Source organism: Baekduia sp., assembly GCF_035318805.1.
Taxonomy (GTDB): domain Bacteria; phylum Actinomycetota; class Thermoleophilia; order Solirubrobacterales; family Solirubrobacteraceae; genus Baekduia.
Genome location: NZ_DATHDY010000037.1, coordinates 1 through 17,076, shown reverse-complemented (window position 1 = coordinate 17,076; position 17,076 = coordinate 1). Strand labels below are relative to the sequence as shown.

Annotated in this window: 15 protein-coding genes; 13 read left to right on the top strand and 2 right to left on the bottom strand. The window is 74.8% G+C overall.

Features of this window, described 5'->3' with window-relative positions; translation table 11 throughout:
* The first annotated feature begins 115 nt into the window (after positions 1-115).
* From VK501_RS09010 to VK501_RS08995, 4 genes are read left to right on the top strand one after another with little or no spacing between them, the layout of a single operon-like run.
* A complete protein-coding gene (locus VK501_RS09010; protein ID WP_324336805.1) occupies positions 116-1,321 on the top strand; it encodes a CpaF family protein in 1,206 nt (401 codons plus the stop codon).
* Positions 1,318-2,172, top strand: a complete 855-nt coding sequence (locus VK501_RS09005) for a type II secretion system F family protein (protein ID WP_324336804.1) — start codon at positions 1,318-1,320, stop codon at positions 2,170-2,172. The genes VK501_RS09010 and VK501_RS09005 overlap by 4 nt, the downstream gene beginning before the upstream one ends.
* Positions 2,169-3,017 carry a type II secretion system F family protein gene (locus VK501_RS09000; protein ID WP_324336803.1) on the top strand — a complete coding sequence of 283 codons (849 nt, stop codon included), beginning with the start codon at positions 2,169-2,171 and terminating at the stop codon, positions 3,015-3,017. Before VK501_RS09005 ends, VK501_RS09000 begins: the two co-directional genes overlap by 4 nt.
* 19 nt (positions 3,018-3,036) lie before the next feature.
* The gene (locus tag VK501_RS08995) at positions 3,037-4,125 is read left to right on the top strand and encodes a quinolinate phosphoribosyl transferase (RefSeq protein ID WP_324336802.1); all 1,089 of its coding nucleotides are present in this window, start codon (positions 3,037-3,039) and stop codon (positions 4,123-4,125) included.
* A 23-nt stretch (positions 4,126-4,148) separates the two neighbouring features.
* Here the strand turns inward: VK501_RS08995 and VK501_RS08990 are convergent, their stop codons facing one another.
* Positions 4,149-5,735, bottom strand: coding sequence for a DUF3352 domain-containing protein (locus VK501_RS08990; protein ID WP_324336800.1), 1,587 nt, complete (start codon positions 5,733-5,735; stop codon positions 4,149-4,151).
* A gap of 385 nt (positions 5,736-6,120) precedes the next feature.
* Between VK501_RS08990 and VK501_RS08985 the strand changes: the two genes are divergently transcribed.
* Genes VK501_RS08985 through mraY form a run of 7 tightly spaced genes read left to right on the top strand, consistent with a single transcriptional unit; the run spans position 6,121 to position 13,806 of the window.
* On the top strand, positions 6,121-6,567 hold the full coding sequence (locus VK501_RS08985) for a hypothetical protein (protein ID WP_324336798.1): 447 nt from the start codon (positions 6,121-6,123) through the stop codon (positions 6,565-6,567).
* Positions 6,568-6,587: 20 nt separating this feature from the next.
* Positions 6,588-7,538 carry a 16S rRNA (cytosine(1402)-N(4))-methyltransferase RsmH gene (rsmH, locus tag VK501_RS08980; protein WP_324336796.1) on the top strand — a complete coding sequence of 317 codons (951 nt, stop codon included), beginning with the start codon at positions 6,588-6,590 and terminating at the stop codon, positions 7,536-7,538.
* Positions 7,535-8,413, top strand: coding sequence for a hypothetical protein (locus VK501_RS08975; protein WP_324336794.1), 879 nt, complete (start codon positions 7,535-7,537; stop codon positions 8,411-8,413). Before rsmH ends, VK501_RS08975 begins: the two co-directional genes overlap by 4 nt.
* Positions 8,414-8,415: 2 nt before the next feature.
* Positions 8,416-10,077 carry a penicillin-binding protein 2 gene (locus tag VK501_RS08970; protein WP_324336791.1) on the top strand — a complete coding sequence of 554 codons (1,662 nt, stop codon included), beginning with the start codon at positions 8,416-8,418 and terminating at the stop codon, positions 10,075-10,077.
* 30 nt (positions 10,078-10,107) lie between these two features.
* Entirely contained in the window at positions 10,108-11,538 is a 1,431-nt protein-coding gene (locus tag VK501_RS08965; protein ID WP_324336789.1) for a UDP-N-acetylmuramoyl-L-alanyl-D-glutamate--2,6-diaminopimelate ligase, read from the top strand.
* The gene (locus tag VK501_RS08960; RefSeq protein WP_324336788.1) at positions 11,519-12,838 is read left to right on the top strand and encodes a UDP-N-acetylmuramoyl-tripeptide--D-alanyl-D-alanine ligase; all 1,320 of its coding nucleotides are present in this window, start codon (positions 11,519-11,521) and stop codon (positions 12,836-12,838) included. Before VK501_RS08965 ends, VK501_RS08960 begins: the two co-directional genes overlap by 20 nt.
* Positions 12,838-13,806 carry a phospho-N-acetylmuramoyl-pentapeptide-transferase gene (gene mraY / locus VK501_RS08955; protein ID WP_324336786.1) on the top strand — a complete coding sequence of 323 codons (969 nt, stop codon included), beginning with the start codon at positions 12,838-12,840 and terminating at the stop codon, positions 13,804-13,806. Before VK501_RS08960 ends, mraY begins: the two co-directional genes overlap by 1 nt.
* Here mraY and VK501_RS08950 read toward each other — a convergent pair.
* Positions 13,803-15,278: a metallophosphoesterase gene (locus VK501_RS08950; protein ID WP_324336784.1), complete on the bottom strand. Its 1,476-nt coding sequence runs from the start codon at positions 15,276-15,278 to the stop codon at positions 13,803-13,805. The genes mraY and VK501_RS08950 overlap by 4 nt on opposite strands.
* A gap of 47 nt (positions 15,279-15,325) precedes the next feature.
* Between VK501_RS08950 and murD the strand changes: the two genes are divergently transcribed.
* Both murD and VK501_RS08940 read left to right on the top strand, forming a co-directional pair.
* Positions 15,326-16,657: a UDP-N-acetylmuramoyl-L-alanine--D-glutamate ligase gene (gene murD / locus VK501_RS08945; RefSeq protein ID WP_324336782.1), complete on the top strand. Its 1,332-nt coding sequence runs from the start codon at positions 15,326-15,328 to the stop codon at positions 16,655-16,657.
* A gap of 6 nt (positions 16,658-16,663) precedes the next feature.
* On the top strand, positions 16,664-17,076 hold a 413-nt coding region (locus tag VK501_RS08940), incomplete at its 3' end, for an FtsW/RodA/SpoVE family cell cycle protein (protein ID WP_324336780.1).

The following is a 17,076-nucleotide window of genomic DNA, read 5'->3' as shown; positions in this document are numbered from 1 at the left end:
CCACGCGGCACCAAGCACTCGCGGCACGCGGCCGGGCGGATCATCCGCCCGGCCGTCGTCGTTCTCCGGCGGACCTAGGGGGGCGAGTTTCGCTGCGCCGCGCCCTTGGGTGGAGGTGGAGACCGCACGCGACCGACTCGACGATCTGGCCGATGCGCTGCGCGAGCGGCTGCTCGCGGTGGCCGGGGAGGGCGACGGCGCGGCCGGCGGCGCGCCGCTGACCGACCGCATCGCGGCGCTCGTCGATCGCGAGGCGGGCCTGCTGGACGCCGCGACGCGGGCCGATCTCACCGCGCGCATCGCCCGGCGCTCCTTTGGCCTGGGCCCGCTGGAGCCGCTGATGGCCGATGCGTCGGTGGACGAGATCCTCGTCAACGCCGCGGGCCCGGCCGGCACGGTCTGGGTCGAGCGCGCCGGCCGGCTGGAGCCGACGACGGTGCGGTTCGCCGACGAGGCGGAGCTGCGCCACGCGATCGAGCGCATCCTCGCGCCGCTGGGGCGGCGGGTCGACGAGGCCGAGCCGCTGTGTGATGCGAGGTTGAGCGACGGCTCGCGCGTCAACGTGGTGCTGCCGCCGCTGGCCGTCGACGGGCCGCTGCTGACGATCCGGCGCTTCCGCGCCCGGCCGCTCGATGCCGACGCGCTCGTGGCGTGCGGGACGTGGTCGCCGCCCCTGCGTGACTTCCTGGCCCAGGCGGTGCAGGCGCGGCTGAACGTGCTGGTCAGCGGCGGCACCGGCTCGGGCAAGACCACCACTTTGGGGGCGCTGTCGTCGTTCGTGGCGCGCGACGAGCGCATCGTGACGATCGAGGACACCGCCGAGCTGCGGTTGCAGCAGCCCCACGTGGTGCGGATGGAGGCGCGCCCGCCGAACGTCGAGGGCCGCGGCGAGATCACCATCCGCCGGCTCCTGCGCAACGCGCTGCGAATGCGCCCGGACCGCATCGTGGTGGGCGAGATCCGCGGCGGCGAGGCGCTGGAGATGCTCGCCGCGATGACCACGGGCCACGACGGATCGCTCTCGACCGTGCACGCCGGCTCGCCGGCCGAGGCGCTGCGCCGCGTCGAGACGCTCGCCCTCATGGCCGATCTCGGCCTGCCCCACGCCGCGATCCGCGAGCAGATCGCCGACGCGCTCGACCTCGTGGTCCACCAGGCCCGCCTGCGCGACGGGCGCCGCCAGGTCGTCGCGGTCAGCGAAGTCGTCCGCATCGCCTCCGGCCCGGCGACGCGCGACGTCTACACCATCCGCGACTCGCGCCCGCGCTGGCGCGCCCCGCTCTCCGATCGGCTGGCCGAGCGGCTGGAGGCGGCGGCGTGATCGCGCCGCTGCTCGCCGCGCTGGCGGCGGCGTTCGCCGTGTTCGGCGCCTGGGACGGCCTCGCGGTGCTCGAGCAGGCGCGGCCGGTGCAGGCGCTCGGGCGCGTGGTGGCGCCGCTGCGGCTGGCGGGGCGTGCGGGGCGGGAGCCGACGGCGCCGGAGCGCCGGCGACTCGCGGTGCTGGGTGCCGGCGCGCTGTTGTCGGCCGGCTGGCTGCTGGCCGGCCCGGTCGCCGGAGCGGTGCTGGCGGGAGCCGGGCCCGCGGCGGTCGGGCCCGCGGTGGCCGCGAGGCGCCGCCGCTGGCGTCGCGGGCTCGCCGACGGCGTGCCGGCCGTCGCGCGGGCGCTCGCTGACGCGCTGGCGGGAGGTCACAGCATCCGCGGGGCGCTGCAGGATCTCGGCGCGTCCGGCGCGGTGCGCGGCGCGGCGGGCGGCGAGCTGGCGGTCGTGGCCCGCCGCCTGACGCTCGGCGAGCCGACCGACGCCGTGCTGGAGCGCCTGCGCCGTCGCGCCGACGACCCGGCGTGGGACACGCTCGTGGCGGCGATCCTCCTGCAGCGTGAGGCCGGCGGCGATCTGGCCCGCCTCCTGCGCTCGGTCGCCGAAGCCCGCGAGCATGCCCGGCGGGTCGAGGCCGACGCCCGCGGCCTCACCGCGCAGGCCCGGGCGACCGCGCGCCTGGTCGCGGGCCTGCCGTTCGCCGGCCTGGCGTTCGGCGAGCTCGTCGCACCGGGCTCCCTCGCCACGCTCCTGGCCGACCCGCGCTCGCGCCTGCTGCTCGTCGCGGCGCTCGCCGTCGGCGCCCTCGCCCTCACCGTGATCACCCGCCTCGCCCGGCTGGGGGCCGCATGACCCTCGCGACGGCCCTCGCCGGCGTCGCCGGAGCGCTGGCCGCCGCCGGGCTGGCCGATCTCGCGGTCGTCGTCGCACGAGCGCGGGTGGCGGCGGCGAGCGCGACTCGCGAACGGGGGAGGGCGGCGCGGTGGGTTGCGGCGCTGACGCGGCTGGGACGGAGGATCGGCGCGCCGGCGGCGCCGAGGGATCTCGGGGCGCGGCTGGCGGCGAGCGGCCTGCCGGCCACGGTGCGCACCGCCGACGCGATGGCCGCCAAGGCGGGCGGTGGGGTGGTGGCGGCGCTGGCGACCATGCCGCTGGCCGGTGCGCTGCCGACCCGGCTCGCGCTCGTCGTGCTCCCCGGTGCCGCCGCGGCCGGCTTCTTCGCGCCCGACCTCTGGCTCGCGCGGCGCGCCCGGCGCCGCGCCGCTCGCGCCGGGCTCGAGCTCGCCGACGTCCTGGACCTGCTGCGCGTGGGCGTCGAGGCGGGGCTGCCGATCGGGCGCGCGCTCGAGGAGGTCGGCCGCCGGCGCAGCGGCCTGGTCGCCGCCGAACTGCGCGCGCTCGCGGCCCGGCTCCAGCTCGGCGTACCGCGCGCCGACGCGCTCCGCCTTCTTCAGCGGCGCCTGCCGCTGCCCGCGATCGCGGTCCTCACGGCCGCCGTCCAGCGCGCCGACCACCACGGCGCGCCGCTCGGCCCGGCGCTGCACGCGCTCGCGCAGGACGCCCGGGCCGACCGGGCGCGGCGGCTGCACGAGCAGGCCGCCGCGGCCGCGCCGCGGATCCAGCTCGCGGTCGCGCTCCTGCTGGTGCCGGCGGTGCTCCTCTTCGTCGCGGCCGGTCTCGTGCATGGACTCGCTTGACGCGCGGTACGGTCGCCCGATGGCGCCGGACCCGCTGCGACTCGACCCCGCGACCTTCCAGCTGCCCGTCGGGCGCCTGCGGGCCGGCTACTACAGCGACGCCTACTTCAACTCCACCAAGGAGCTGCTGGAGGCCGAGGATCGCCACCCGCGCGTGATGATGCAGGTCTTCCAGAAGCACGACACGCTGCTCGGCGGCGTCGACGAGGCCATCGCGGTGCTCAAGGTCGGCGCCGGCCACGTCGGCGACGACGGCGTGTGGGTCCCGGCGTGGGACGACCTCGTCGTACACGCGCTGCACGAGGGCGACGTCGTCGCGCCGAACGAGACCGTCATGACGATCGAGGGCGACTACGCCCAGTTCGCCCATCTCGAGACGGTCTACCTCGGCACCATGGCGCGCCGCTCGCTCATCATGCGCAACGTCCGGGACGTCGTCTCCGCCGCGCGCGGCAAGGAGATCCTGTACTTCCCGGCCCGCCACGACCACTGGCTGGTGCAGACCGGTGACGGCTGGGCCGCGCACGTCGCGGGCGCCATCGGCGTGTCGACCGACGCCCAGGCGTCCTGGTGGGGCGGACGCGGCGTCGGCACGGTGCCGCACGCGCTCATCGCGGCCTACGGCGGCGACACCGTCGAGGCCGCGCGCGCGTTCTCGCACCGCTACGGCGACCGCATCAACGTCACGGTCCTGGTCGACTTCGAGAACGACTCGGCGCGGACGGCCGTCGAGGTCGCCGACGCGCTCGCCGACGAGCTGTGGGGCGTCCGGCTCGACACGTCGGAGCGGCTGGTGGACGAGGCGCTCGCGGACCTGGGGGAGGACGCGCCGCGCGGCGTCAACGTCGAGCTCGCGCGTCGCGTGCGCCAGGCGCTCGACGCCGCCGGCCACCAGCGCGTGCGCATCGTCGTCTCCGGCGGCTTCGACGCCGCGAAGATCCGCAGCTTCGAGGAGCAGGACGCGCCCGTCGACGCCTACGGCGTGGGCTCCTCGCTGCTGCGCGGGCAGAACGACTTCACCGCCGACATCGTCAAGGTCGACGGCGAGCCGCGCGCGAAGGTCGGCCGCGGCGAGCGCCCGAACCCGCGCCTGCAGCTCGTGACCTGAGTCGCGCCGCGGCGAGCGCAGCCCTACGGGACCTGCACCGCCACCTTCAGCCGCGTGACGTCGCCGCTCGACGACACCGCGGCCGCGGCGGGCCCGAACGCCTCGAGCGCCGGCTTCGCCTTGGCGAAGCCCGGCCGGCTCGGTGCGCGGGCGCCGAGCAGCTTCACGACCTGCGGCGTGTCGAGGAAGAGCGACGGCTTCGCGCCCTCCAGGAGGCCCGCGGCCGTCTTGAACGGCGCGGAGTCGCCGAGGGCGGCGCCGCCCGCCAGGGCGTCCTTCAGCGCGTCGGGGCCGTAGGCGATCACGAACCGGTCGCCCTTGGCGGCGATCTGGATCGCCCCGGCCTTGCCGCCGGCCGGCAGCGTGAGTCCCTCGGCACCGCTCACGCCCGTGAGGGGCTTGGGCCGCGCGCCGAAGGTCTGCAGCAGCCGGCGGATCGTCGTGATCGCGGCCTTCGACTTCGCCGCATCCTTGGACTGCACGACGAGCGCTCCGCCGAGCTCGTCCATCGTCGTGCCGCGGACGAACAGCGCCGCGTCGCCCATCCAGGACAGGAAGTCCTTCTGGACGTCCACGCCGAGGCCGCCCTGCAGCCCTTGCAGCAGCGCCGCCGGATCCAGACCGCCGGTCGCTCCCGAGCCGCCGCTCGTGCCGAACTGCGCCAGCGCGCGCTCGACCGTGCCGCCGACGTCGCCGACGCCGAGGCTCAGCCACGAGCCCGCCGGCACCGCGGCGGCCGCGCCCGGACCGTCGCCCGCGCCCGTCGTCGTCTTCATCCCGATGACCGCGGCGTCGACGCGCACGGCGTCGGCCGCGACGTCCAGCGACGCGGCGACCGACCGGATGCCCGACCCGGCCAGCAGCCCCTTCAGCGCCTGGGAGGCCTGGGCGCCGCCCGCGCCGCCGGTCCCCTTCGGCACCGCGCCCAGCGCCAGGTCGAAGATCCGCGCCGGATCGGCGTAGAGGAACCCGAGGCCGTCGGTGCCGACCGTGGCGCGCGCCTCCTTGAAGTTGCCCGCGCCCGCGAGCCGGTCGCCCGACCGCGCGTCGATCGCCGACTTGAAGCCGCGCTCGGTGCCGATCAGCACGACGTGGTCGACGACCGCGGCGGCGAGGTCGCCATCGGCCTCGAAGCGGTAGCCGACGTCGCGGTACTTGCGCGCCTGAGTGCCCTTGAGGCCGTCGACGAACTTCCCGGCCGCATCGTCGTCCTTGGAGACGATCGCCGCGACCAGGTCCGGCGTCGAGCCGTCGCGCACGCCCGTCACCGCGATGCCCGCACGGCTGCCCAGCCACGGGGCGACGTCCTCGGCGTAGGTGGCGCCGGAGTCCTTCAGCCGATTCTCCAGCAGGTCGACGATCTTGCCGCCTGGGTCACCCGTGCGCAGGAGCTTGCCCGCGACCGTCCGGGCGCCGGCGGCGAGCGCACCGTCGGGGCGGATCTGCGCCTCCACGTAAGCCGGAGCGGAGGCGGGGACGAACGCCGCCGGGTCGGCGCCGGGGTCGCCGCCCGCCGACGATCCGCCGGCGCCGCAGCCGGCGACCGGCACCGCGACGGCCGCCGCCGCCACGAAGGCCGTGACGGAGCGGGGCAGGAGCAGGGAGGACATGGCGCGAATGGTACGGGCGAGTGCCGGCGCGGGGCGCCGCGTCTGGACGGGGGTCGCCGGGCCTCCCACCACCTCCCACCAGAGGCACACGCCGCGGACGGAACCGCGCCAAACGCGCAAGCGACGTTGCGGCGCGCCGTTCTGCAACCCGCGGTGCGCTTCTCGTCATACGGACGAGTCGCGGCCTCCCACCGCCGAAACCCCAGTGCCCATGCGGGATTCGGGCCGTTCCTGAGCCCCTCGTGGTCCGCGGGTGGGGGAAAGTGTGGAATCGGTGTTGCATCGTGGGAGAGAGTGGGATACAACGCTCCCTGCGGACCGGGGTGGAGGAGCTCCTCCCACTCCTCCACCCCGGCCCCTTTTCTTCCGCGATGCAGCCGTCCACATGGACACCTCGTTCACCGGCCAAGCCGACTACACCCTCGACGCCAAGAACCGCCTCACGGTTCCTGCGCGGTATCGGGGTGCGCTCGAAGGCGGTCTCGTCCTCGCCAAGGACATCGAGCCCTGCGTCGCGATCTGGCCGACGGCCGGCTACGACGACTTCCGCCGCGCGGCGCTGCAGGACGTGCATCCGATGAGCCAGCGCGGGCGCAAGATCATGACCTTCCTCTCCGCGAACTCCACGCCCGGCGGCCTGGACAGCGCGGGCCGCGTGCCGGTGCAGCCGTTCCTCATGGACCACGGCAAGCTCACGCGCGAGGTGACCGTGGTCGGCGCCGGCGACCACCTCCAGATCTGGAACCGCGACGCCTGGACGGCCTACAACGACCAGCTCGCCGCGGACATCTTCGACATCTCGGCGGCCTTCGATGCCCCCGCAACCGCGTGATGATCACTATCCCGTATGACATGACCGCCTCACATGTCCCGGTCCTCGCCGGCGAGCTGATCGAGGCCCTGAACCCCCAGCCCGGCGAGATCGCCGTCGACTGCACGTTCGGCGCCGGGGGCCACGCCCGCCTCGTCGCGGAGCGTCTGGGCCCGACCGGCACGCTGATCGCCATCGACCGCGACCCGGTCGCCGAGGCCCACTTCGAGGCGCTCGCCGCCGAGGTCCCGTGCCGGACGCGCTTCTTGCACGCCTCCTTCGCCGACGGCCTGCGCGAGCTGGTCGCCGAGCGGATCGAGGCCGACATGGTCTACGTCGACCTCGGCATCTCCTCGATGCAGGTCGACACTTGGGAGCGCGGGTTCTCCTACAGCTACGACGCGCCGCTGGACATGCGCATGGACTCCGACCAGGAGCTCGACGCCCGCACGATCGTCAACGCGTGGGACGAGCGGCGCATCGCCCAGCTGCTGCGCGAGTACGGCGACGAGCGCTACGCGGGCAACATCGCCCGCGCGATCGTCCGCGTCCGCCAGGAGCGCGAGATCGGCACGACCAGCGAGCTGGTCGACGTCATCTCCAACGCGATCCCGGCGCGGGCCCGCTTCGGCGGCGGACATCCGGCCAAGCGCTCGTTCCAGGCGATCCGCATCGCGGTCAACGACGAGCTCGGCCAGGTCGACGCCGCGCTCCCGCTGGCGTGGGACCTCCTGCGTGTGAGTGGCCGGTTTGCAGGCATTTCCTTCCACAGCGGCGAAGACCGCCGCGTGAAGCGCTTCCTCGCCGCCCGTGCGCAGGGGTGCACCTGCCCGCCGAGCCTGCCGGTCTGCGTCTGCGGCCGGACGCCGGAAGCCGAGCTGATCGGCCGCGGCATCGCGCCGTCGGCCGGCGAGATCGCCAGCAACCCCCGATCGACGTCCGCGCGGATGCGGGCGGCCCGCAAGCTCAGGGAAGAGGACGCCACCACATGACCCCGCCCGCCGCCACCGCCGGCCGCGCGCTTCCGCGCACCGCCGCTCCGCGCGCTCCCCGACGGGTATCCGGCCCCGCCCGCCCCCCCGCCCGCCCCGCCGCCCGCCCCGCCGCCCGCCCCGCCCGCCCCAAGCGCTCGGGCGCGTCGACCGGTCGCCGCGCCGGCGCTGCGACCGTCGCCGATCCGCTCGCGGTCCGCGCGCTGCGCCGCTGCCGGCTGCTGGCCGACTCGCGCCTGCTGGACCGCCTCGTGCGCGGGCAGCTGTGGATCCCGCTCGTCGCCGCCGGGCTGATGGGCATCGTCTTCATGCAGGTCTCGATGCTCAAGCTGAACGCGGGCATCGGTCGCGCCGTGCAGAGCGCCTCGACGCTCGAGAGCCAGAACGCCAACCTGCGCAGCGCCGTCTCGCGCATGGAGTCCGGCGACCGGATCGACAGCGTCGCCCGCGGCCTCGGCATGGTCGTCCCCGCCGACGGGGCGGAGCACTACGTCCGCGCCGGCGCCGGCGACACCGCCGCCCGCGCGGCACAGACGATGACCTCGCCGGATCCCGACGCGATGGCGCGCGCCCAGGCGGCGACCGCCGCCGCCGCCGCGACGACGGCGACGGCGACCACGGCGCCCGTGCAGGCCGCCACCGCCACCGCCACCGCCACCCCGACGGGCACCACCGCCGCCGCGACCGCGGCGCCCACCCAGACCTCCGCGGCCGCGCAGCCGCCCGCGACGACCCAGCAGCAGGCGGCCGCGCCGCCGCAGACCCAAGCCCCCGCCGGCGCCACCGCCGCGCCCGGCACCACGCAGTCCCCGCCCGCCGCGGCCACCACCGCGGCGGCGACCGCCGGGGGCGCGGCCGCCCCGACCGGGAACTAGCCGTGGTCCTGGTCGAGCGGCGCATCGGCCTGCTCTTCGCCTTCTTCCTGGCCCTCATCTGCCTGGCCGGCCTGCGCTCCCTGCAGCTCGGCACGCTCAAGGGCGACATGCTCGCCAAGGCCGCGACCAGCCAGCAGGTCGCCCAGGCCGTCCTCCCGGCCCGCCGCGGCACGATCACCGATCGCCAGGGCGTCGAGCTCGCCGCCTCGCAGGCCGCCGACGACGTCTCGGCCACGCCCTACCTGGTCAAGGACCCCGTGAAGGCGGCGAGCCAGATCGCGCCGCTGCTGGGCGTCGACCAGGCCGTGGTCCTCAAGCAGCTGGCCCGCCGCGACACCGGCTTCGTCTACCTCGGCCACCATGTTCCCGCCGACAAGGCCGACGCCATCCGCAAGCTCGCGATCGCGGGCATCGAGTTCCAGCCCGGTCAGCGCCGCGTCTACCCGCACGACTACCTCGCGTCGCAGGTCCTGGGCGGCGTCAACATGGCGGGCAAGGGCTCCTCCGGCCTGGAGTACGAGCTCGAGGCCAAGCTGCACGGCAGCGACGGCGAGCGCCGCATCGTGCGCGACGGCCACGGCGAGGACGTGCAGGTCAAGGACCTCAAGCGCGCCGAGCCCGGCGCGCGCGTGGAGCTGTCGCTGGACTCCCACATCCAGGAGAAGGTCGAGGAGGTGCTCAAGGGCATCGGCCGCACCTACCGGCCCAAGGGCGCCACCGCGATCGTCACCGATCCCTCCACCGGTGAGATCCTCTCGCTGGCCAACTGGCCCACGGTCAACGCCAACGACCCCGCGGGCGCGCCGCAGTCGGCGCTGATGAACCGCGCAGTGGGCATCACCTACGAGCCGGGCTCCACGTTCAAGGCGATCACCGTCGCCGGCGCGCTGGAGGACCGCAAGGTCACGCCGGACACGTCGTTCGACCTGCCGCCGCAGATCGTCGTCGCCGACCGCACCATCAAGAACGCCGAGGATCGCGGTTGGGCGACGATGACGACACGCCAGATCCTGGCGCAGTCCGACAACGTCGGCGCGATCACGATCGGCCGGCGGCTCGGCGCGGAGCGCTTCGACTACTACCTGCGCAAGTTCGGCTTCGACAAGCCCACCGGCACCGACCTGCCCGGCGAGCAGCGGGGCATCGTCCCGGCGCTCGACAAGTACTCCGGGTCCTCGATGGGCAACCTGCCGATCGGCCAGGGCGAGGCCGTCACGTCGATGCAGATCGCCCAGTTCTACGGCGCGATCGCCAACGGCGGCATCCTGCGCACACCGCACGTCGTGCGGCGCATCGACGGCAGCCTGCAGACCCAGTCGGTCGGGCGGCGCATCATGTCGGCGGCGACCGCCTCGTCCCTGCGCGACATGCTCAAGGGCGTGCTGGCGGCCGGCGGCACCGCCGCCGAGGTCAAGCTCAAGGGCTACACCCTGGCCGGCAAGACGGGCACGGCGAACAAGATCAACCCGGCCACCGGTGAGTACTCGCAGTCGGCGTACGTCGCCTCCTTCGTCGGCTTCGCGCCCGCCGACGACCCGCAGCTGCTCATCTCGATCATGGTCGACGAGCCGCAGGGCGACATCTACGGCGGGCAGGTCGCGGCGCCGGCGTTCGGGAAGATCGCCGGCTTCGCCCTGCAATACCAGAAGATCCCGCCGAAGTAGGTCGGGGTCCAGGCCGCTATGGTCGCCGCGATGCTCCTGGGCGACCTCTTCGGAGATCCGACGCTCCCGGCAGCCGACGTCCGCGCGCTCGCCTTCGACGCCCGCCGCGTCGAGCCCGGGACGGTCTTCTTCTGCGTGCGTGGCTTCACGGCCGACGGCCACGACTTCGCGCCCGACGCCGTGGCCCGCGGTGCCGTGGCGCTCGTCGTCGACCACCCGCTGGGCCTCGGCGTGCCGGAGATCGTCGTCGACGACGTCCGCGCCGCGATGGCGCCCGCCGCCGCGCGGCTGGCGGGCGACCCGACCGCCGCGCTGGCGATGGTCGGGATCACCGGCACCAACGGCAAGACGACGACGTCCTACATGGTCCGCGCGCTGCTGGAGGCCGCCGGTCGCCGGACGGGGCTGATGGGGACCGTGACGTCGTGGATCGGCGGGGTGCAGGCGCCGGTCGTGCGCACGACGCCGGAGGCGATCGACCTCCAGCGCGCGTTCGCGGCGATGCGCGACGGCGGCGACGCGGCGGCCGTCATGGAGGTCTCCTCCCACGCGCTGGCGCTGCACCGCGTCGACGCGATCCACTGGGACGTGGCCGCGTTCACCAACCTCACGCAGGACCATCTCGACTTCCATGCCGACATGGAGGACTACTTCCTCGCCAAGCGCGCGCTGTTCGAGGTGGCCGCGCAGCAGGGCGCGACGCTCATCGCCTGCGTCGACGACCCCTACGGCGCGCGCCTGGCCCGCGAGTTCCCGCAGGCCGTGACGATCGGGATCGACGCGCCCGGCGCCGCCGTGCGCGCGGTGGACCTCCGTCCCGGCCCGCACGGCACCGACTTCACCGTGGACGGCACCGCGATGCGCGCGCCGCTTCCGGGGCGCTTCAACGTCCTCAACGTGCTCGTCGCGCTGGCGGCCGCGCGCGCCCTGGGCACCGACGACGCGACCGTCGCCGCGGCGCTTCCCGGCGCCGGCGACGTCCCCGGGCGCTTCGAGCCGGTCGACGCCGGGCAGGAGTTCGCCGTCATCGTCGACTACTCCCACAAGCCCGACGCGCTCGACAACGTCCTGCGCACCGCCCGCGAGCTGGCCACGGGCCGCCTGATCGTCGTCGTCGGCGCCGGCGGCGACCGCGACCGCGGCAAGCGCCCGCTGATGGGCGCCGCCGCCGCGCGGCAGGCCGACACCGTGATCCTCACCTCCGACAACCCGCGCAGCGAGGACCCCGAGGCGATTATCGACGCCATGGCCGCGGGTGCGGGCGGGACCGATCGCGTCACCCGGATCACCGACCGGCGCGCCGCCATCGAGCGGGCGATCGCCCAGGCGGATCGCGGTGACGTCGTGCTCATCGCCGGCAAGGGCCACGAGACCTACCAGGAGGTCGCCGGCGGCGTGAAGCTGCCGTTCGACGACCGCGAGGTCGCCCGGGAGGCGCTGCGTGCGCGACTGGACGCCTGACCAGGTCGCCGAGGCGGCCGGCGCCCGGCTCGTCGAGCCCGGCGATCGCACGAGCGGCCCGACGCGGGCCGTGATCGACTCGCGCCAGGCCGGATCGGGCGACCTGTTCGTCGGCCTGCCCGGCGAGCGCGTCGACGGCGGCCGCTTCGCCGATGCCGTGCTCGGCGCGGGCGCGTGGGGCGTCCTGGTCGGCGAGGGCTGGGGCGGGGTCGAGGACCCGACCGACGGCGGTGGCGCCGTGCTCGTCGCCCAGGACCCGCTGGCCGCGCTGCAGCGCCTGGCGACGGCCTGGCGCCGCGAGCTCGGCGCGCAGGTCATCGGCGTCACGGGCTCGACCGGCAAGACCTCCACGAAGGACCTGCTGGCCGCGATGGTCGACCAGCAGCGCCGCGTGATCGCCACGCCGCTGAACCTCAACACCGAGATCGGGCTGCCGTTGACCGTCCTGAGCGCACCCGCGGGCACCGAGGTGCTCGTCCTGGAGATGGCGATGCGCGGGGCGGGCCAGATCGCCGAGCTGGCCGCGATCGCCGAGCCCGACGTGGGCATCGTCGTCAACGTCGGGCCGGTACACCTCGAGCTGCTGGGCTCGGTGGAGGCGATCGCCGCCGCCAAGGCCGAGCTGCTGGACGGGCTGAAGCCCGGCGGCACCGCGATCGTGCCGGCCGGCGAGCCGCTGCTCGAAGGGCACCGTACGCGTGACGACGTCAGCTGGGTGACCTTCGGCCCGGGCGGCGACGTGGACGCCCTTCCGGAGGGCCTCGAGATCACCGCGGGCGGGGACCGTCTCAGCGCGCACATGCGGGCAAACGCCTTGGCGGCACTGGCCGCGGCGCGGGCGATCGGGGTCGAGCCGACCGGTCGCCTCGAGGTCGCGCTGAGCGAGCTGCGGGGCCAGCGCGTGGACGTGGGCCGGGGGATCGTCGTCATCGACGACTGCTACAACGCCAACCCGATGTCGATGCGCGCCGCCCTCGACGACCTTGCCGCGTCCGAGGTCGACCCGCCCGCCCGCCGCGTCGCCGTGCTCGGCGACATGCTCGAGCTCGGGCCCGGCGAGCGGCGCTTCCACGAGGAGATCGGCGCCCACGCCCGGGTCGTCGGGGTCGACCTCCTGGTCACCGTCGGGCCGCTCGCCGAGGCGATGGGGCCCGCGTTCGGTGGCGAGGTCCGGGCGGTCGCGACCGCGGCCGACGCGGTCGCGCTGCTGCCCGGACTGCTCCAGGACGGCGACACCGTGCTCGTGAAGGGGTCCCGGGGCGTCGGCCTCGAGGTCGTCGCGCAGGGGCTCACCGCCTGATGGGGCAGGTCCTGATCGCCGGGATGGCGTCCCTGTTGATCTGCATCTTCCTCAGCCCCAGCTTCATCGCCTATCTGCGACGCCGCGAGTTCGGGCAGAACATCCGCGAGGAGGGGCCCGAGGGCCACCACGAGAAGGCCGGCACGCCCACGATGGGCGGGATCATCATCTTCACCGCCGTCTCGGTGCCGTTCCTCCTGCTCAGCGACTACGACTGGCGCTCGATCGGCGTGTACCTCGCCGCGCTGCTGTCGGCGCTGCTGGGCTTCGCCGACGACTTCACGAAGATCATCCGGCGCCGGTCGCTCGGGCTCAGCGGCAAGATGAAGCTCGGGGGCCAGGTCGCGATCTCGCTGCTGCTGTGGTGGATCGCCACCCAGAAGGCCGACCTGCCCTCGACGCTGCGCCTGCGCACGATCGATGCGACCGTCGACCTCGGGCCGTTCTACCCGCTGTTCATCTACCTCGTGGTGGCGGGCACGACCAACGCGGTGAACCTGAGCGACGGCCTCGACGGCCTCGCCGCGGGGTGCGCGGCGATCGTGCTGCTGGCCTACATCGGCATCACGTTCATCACGTCGGGCCAGGACGACCTGGCGCTGCTGGCCGGCTGCCTGGTGGGCGCGTGCGTCGGCTTCCTGTGGTTCAACGCGTTCCCGGCGACGATCTTCATGGGGGACACGGGGTCGCTCGGGTTAGGGGGAGCGATCGCGGGCCTGGCGGTCATGACCAAGACGGAGGAGATCCTCATCCTCCTCGGCGGGATCTTCGTCGTGGAGGCGCTGTCGGTCCTGATCCAGGTCTTCAGCTTCCAGACGTTCCGCAAGCGCGTGTTCCTGATGGCGCCCATCCACCATCACTTCGAGATCCTCGGCTGGTCGGAGACCAAGATCATCCTGCGCTTCTGGATCATCGCCGCGGTCTGCGCGGCGTCGGGCTTCACGATCTACCAGCAGTCGATCGCCTAGCCCTGGGCCTTCGCGGTGGCGCGGAGCTGGCGGTCGACGCGGACGCGGCGGGCGGACGAGGAGCCTGAGCCCGGATCGATCGAGACCTGGTCGACGGCCAAGGGCAGGGGCGTCGGCGTGAGGCGGTAGGTGATCACCGCGAGGCCGAGGTTGGTCCGCTCGTCGGCGAGGTTGCCCGTGCCGCCGGCGCCGATCGTCCCGCCGTTGACCTCCAGGAGGTTGGGGTCGGCCTCCAGGAACGGGCGGTGGGTGTGCCCGTCGAGGACCATCAGCGGCTTCTTCGGCGGGTCGCGGCGCAGGTCGGTGAGCACGCCCGCGGCGACCTCCGGCTCGTGGACGACGATCACGTCGACCCGGTCCTGCACGGTCGCGACCCAGCGCCGGAAGTCCTCCTGGGCGGCGATCGTCAGGCCGCGGCGGAAGCGGTCCTCGTACTGCTCGCCGGCCCGGCGCAGGAACGGATCGTCGTAGCCGGCGAACCGCAGGCCGCCGACGCGGACCACCATCGGCCCGTGCGAGCCGTCGGCGCGCAGCCGGCCGAACTGGGTCAGGACGATCGCGCCCGCGCCGGCCAGCTCCTTCAACAGCGTGTCGGAGTCGTGGTTGCCGCCGACGACGATCGTCGGCCGGCCCATGTGCGCGATGCGCCGCACGAGGCTCGCCTCCAGGGGTGTGCCCTTGTCGGTCAGGTCGCCGGCGAAGACGAGCGGCAGCCCGCGGGTGGCGCGCTCGAGCGTCGGGAGCGCGAGCACGTTGTTGTGGAGGTCGCTCGCCAGCACCAGCCGGGGACGCCCGCTCAGCGCGGGGTGTTCGCCGGGCGCGACGACCAGCCGCGCCAGGCCGACGAGCTGGCCGTTGAGCTCCTGGTCCAGCGCGGTGCCGGAGCGCCGCAGCGACTGCAGCGCGTCCAGCGCGCGCGGCAGGTCGGGGCCGTGGGCGTAGTACGTCGGATCGGCGATCCGGCCGCGCGGCGGCAGCAGCAGCGCGACGATCGCCACCGTGACGACCGAGGCGCCGGCCGCCACGGCCAGCCCCGTGCGCACCCGCGGGCCGGGGACGCCGGCGTGGCCGCGCACCGCCAGCGCGACCAGCCCGCCCAGCACGACCCCCGCGACGAGCGACAGCGCGAGCAGCCGGCGCAGGTACGACGCGATCGCCCGGGCCGCCTCGTCGCGCACCTGCCGGACGTCCACCGGCCGGCCGCGCGCGACGCGCTGGACGACGTCGCGATCGACCGAGCGCACCTCGACGTTCAGCCGCGCGGGCAGCCGCACGCCGCCGAAGCGCGCGCCCCAGTCCACGAGCGGGACGTACAGGTCGAGCGCGCCGTCGTGGAAGGGGGAAACGCCGACCTGGATCGTGCCCACCGACAGGCGGCGCTGGCCGTCGACGAGCGCCAGCGCGCCGACCGTCCCGGTGACGGCGGCGGCGACGACGAGCAGGAGGGCGAGCGCCTGGCGGAGACGGACCACAGCTCTCGGGACTGCCCAATTGCGCGAAGGACTACCGTCCCGGCCCGATGTCGCTCCGCCCGCCGCTGCCGCCCGGTCCCCACCTCGTCGTCGGCCTCGCCCGCTCCGGCCAGGCCGCCGCGGCGCTGCTGCACGCCCGGGGCGAGGAGGTCGTCGCGGTCGACCGCGCGCCCGCCGACCGTCTGCGCGCCGACCTTCCCGACGGCGTCGAGGTCCACGCCGGAAGCGACGGCGTGGAGCTGCTGCAGCGCGTCCGCTCGGTCGTCAAGTCGCCCGGCGTGCCCGGAGACGCACCGGTCATCGCCGCGGCGCGCGAGCGGGGGATCCCGGTGCTCGGCGAGCTCGAGCTCGCCTGGCGCTGCGTCCCCAACGAGGTGATCGCGGTCACCGGCACCAACGGCAAGACCACCACCGTGGAGCTGCTCGGCCACATCCACCGCGAGTGCGGGATCCCGGTCGCGGTCGTCGGCAACGTCGGCACGGCCTACGCCTCGCTCGCGCTGGACGAGCACCTGGGGGCGGGCGGGGACGGTCTCGTCGTCGTCTGCGAGGCCTCGTCCTTCCAGCTCGACGACACCGTCGCCTTCGCGCCCGAGGCCGCGGTCCTGCTCAACCTCGACAGCGACCACCTCGACCGCCACGGCAGCCTCGACGCCTACCACCGGGCCAAGCTGAAGGTCTTCGCCCACCAGGGCAACGACGACGTCGCGGTCGCGCCCGAGGGCCTGGCGATCGCGGACCTCGGCGGCTGCGCGCGGCGCGTCTGCTTCGGCGACTCGCCCGAGGCCGAGCTGTCGCTGCGCGCCGGGACGCTCTGGTGGGACCGCGAGCCGCTGCTGCGCGCCGGCGAGCTGGCGCTGCGCGGCCCGCACAACGTGCGCAACGCGATGGCCGCGGCCGCCGTCGCGCTGGCGCGCGGCCTGGACCTCGACGGCGTGCGCGCCGCGCTGAGGGCGTTCGCCGGCGTTCCCCATCGCCTCGAGGAGGTCGCCGTCCGCGAGGGCATCACCTACGTCAACGACTCCAAGGCCACCAACGTGGCCGCCGCGCTGGTCGCGCTCGCCTCGTTCGACGTGCCCGTGCACGCGATCCTGGGCGGTCGCGGCAAGGGGGAGAGCTACGCGCCATTGCGCGACGCGGTCGCCGCGCACTGCGCCGGCGTCTACCTCATCGGCGAGGAGGCGGGCCCGCTCGCCGAGGCCCTCGACGGCGCCGCGCCGGCCACGCAGGCCGGCGATCTCGAGCACGCGATGGCGGCCGCGCGCGCGGCCGCGCGCCCGGGCGACGTCGTCCTCCTCGCGCCCGCGTGCGCCTCATACGACCAGTTCGCGAACTTCGAGGTCCGCGGGGAGGCTTTCCGGGAGCTGGCGCGAATCTAGGGCCTGATGGCCCGCCGCCGCCATCCCCACTCGATCGAGCACAACATCTTGATCACCGCCACCCTCTGCCTCCTGGCAGCAGGGGCGGTGATGGTGTTCAGTGCCTCGTCCGCCCGCACGCTGCTCTCCGGGCAGGGTGACGGCACGTCGTTCATGGTCAGGTACGTGGCCTACGGCGCCATCGGCTTCACGCTGATGCAGGTCCTCGCGCGGCGCGGGCTGGAGATCGTGCCCAAGATCACCGGGCCGCTGCTGGCCGGGGCGTTCGTCTGCCTCGTGCTCGTCAAGGTCCCCGGCCTCGGCGTCGAGGTCAACGGCGCGCGGCGCTGGCTCGGCGCCGGCCCGCTGGTCTTCCAGCCGTCGGAGATCATGAAGCTGGCGCTCGTGCTCTACGCGGCCAAGCTGCTGGCCGAGCGCCC

Bases quoted from the DNA above. Each gene is read 5' to 3' on its own strand.
- VK501_RS09000 (WP_324336803.1), top strand. From the start codon at position 2,169: ATGACCCTCGCGACGGCCCTCGCCGGCGTCGCCGGAGCGCTGGCCGCC.
- VK501_RS08995 (WP_324336802.1), top strand. From the start codon at position 3,037: ATGGCGCCGGACCCGCTGCGACTCGACCCCGCGACCTTCCAGCTGCCC.
- VK501_RS08990 (WP_324336800.1), bottom strand. From the start codon at position 5,735: ATGTCCTCCCTGCTCCTGCCCCGCTCCGTCACGGCCTTCGTGGCGGCG.
- VK501_RS08985 (WP_324336798.1), top strand. From the start codon at position 6,121: ATGGACACCTCGTTCACCGGCCAAGCCGACTACACCCTCGACGCCAAG.
- rsmH (WP_324336796.1), top strand. From the start codon at position 6,588: ATGACCGCCTCACATGTCCCGGTCCTCGCCGGCGAGCTGATCGAGGCC.
- VK501_RS08975 (WP_324336794.1), top strand. From the start codon at position 7,535: ATGACCCCGCCCGCCGCCACCGCCGGCCGCGCGCTTCCGCGCACCGCC.
- VK501_RS08965 (WP_324336789.1), top strand. From the start codon at position 10,108: ATGCTCCTGGGCGACCTCTTCGGAGATCCGACGCTCCCGGCAGCCGAC.
- mraY (WP_324336786.1), top strand. From the start codon at position 12,838: ATGGGGCAGGTCCTGATCGCCGGGATGGCGTCCCTGTTGATCTGCATC.
- murD (WP_324336782.1), top strand. From the start codon at position 15,326: ATGTCGCTCCGCCCGCCGCTGCCGCCCGGTCCCCACCTCGTCGTCGGC.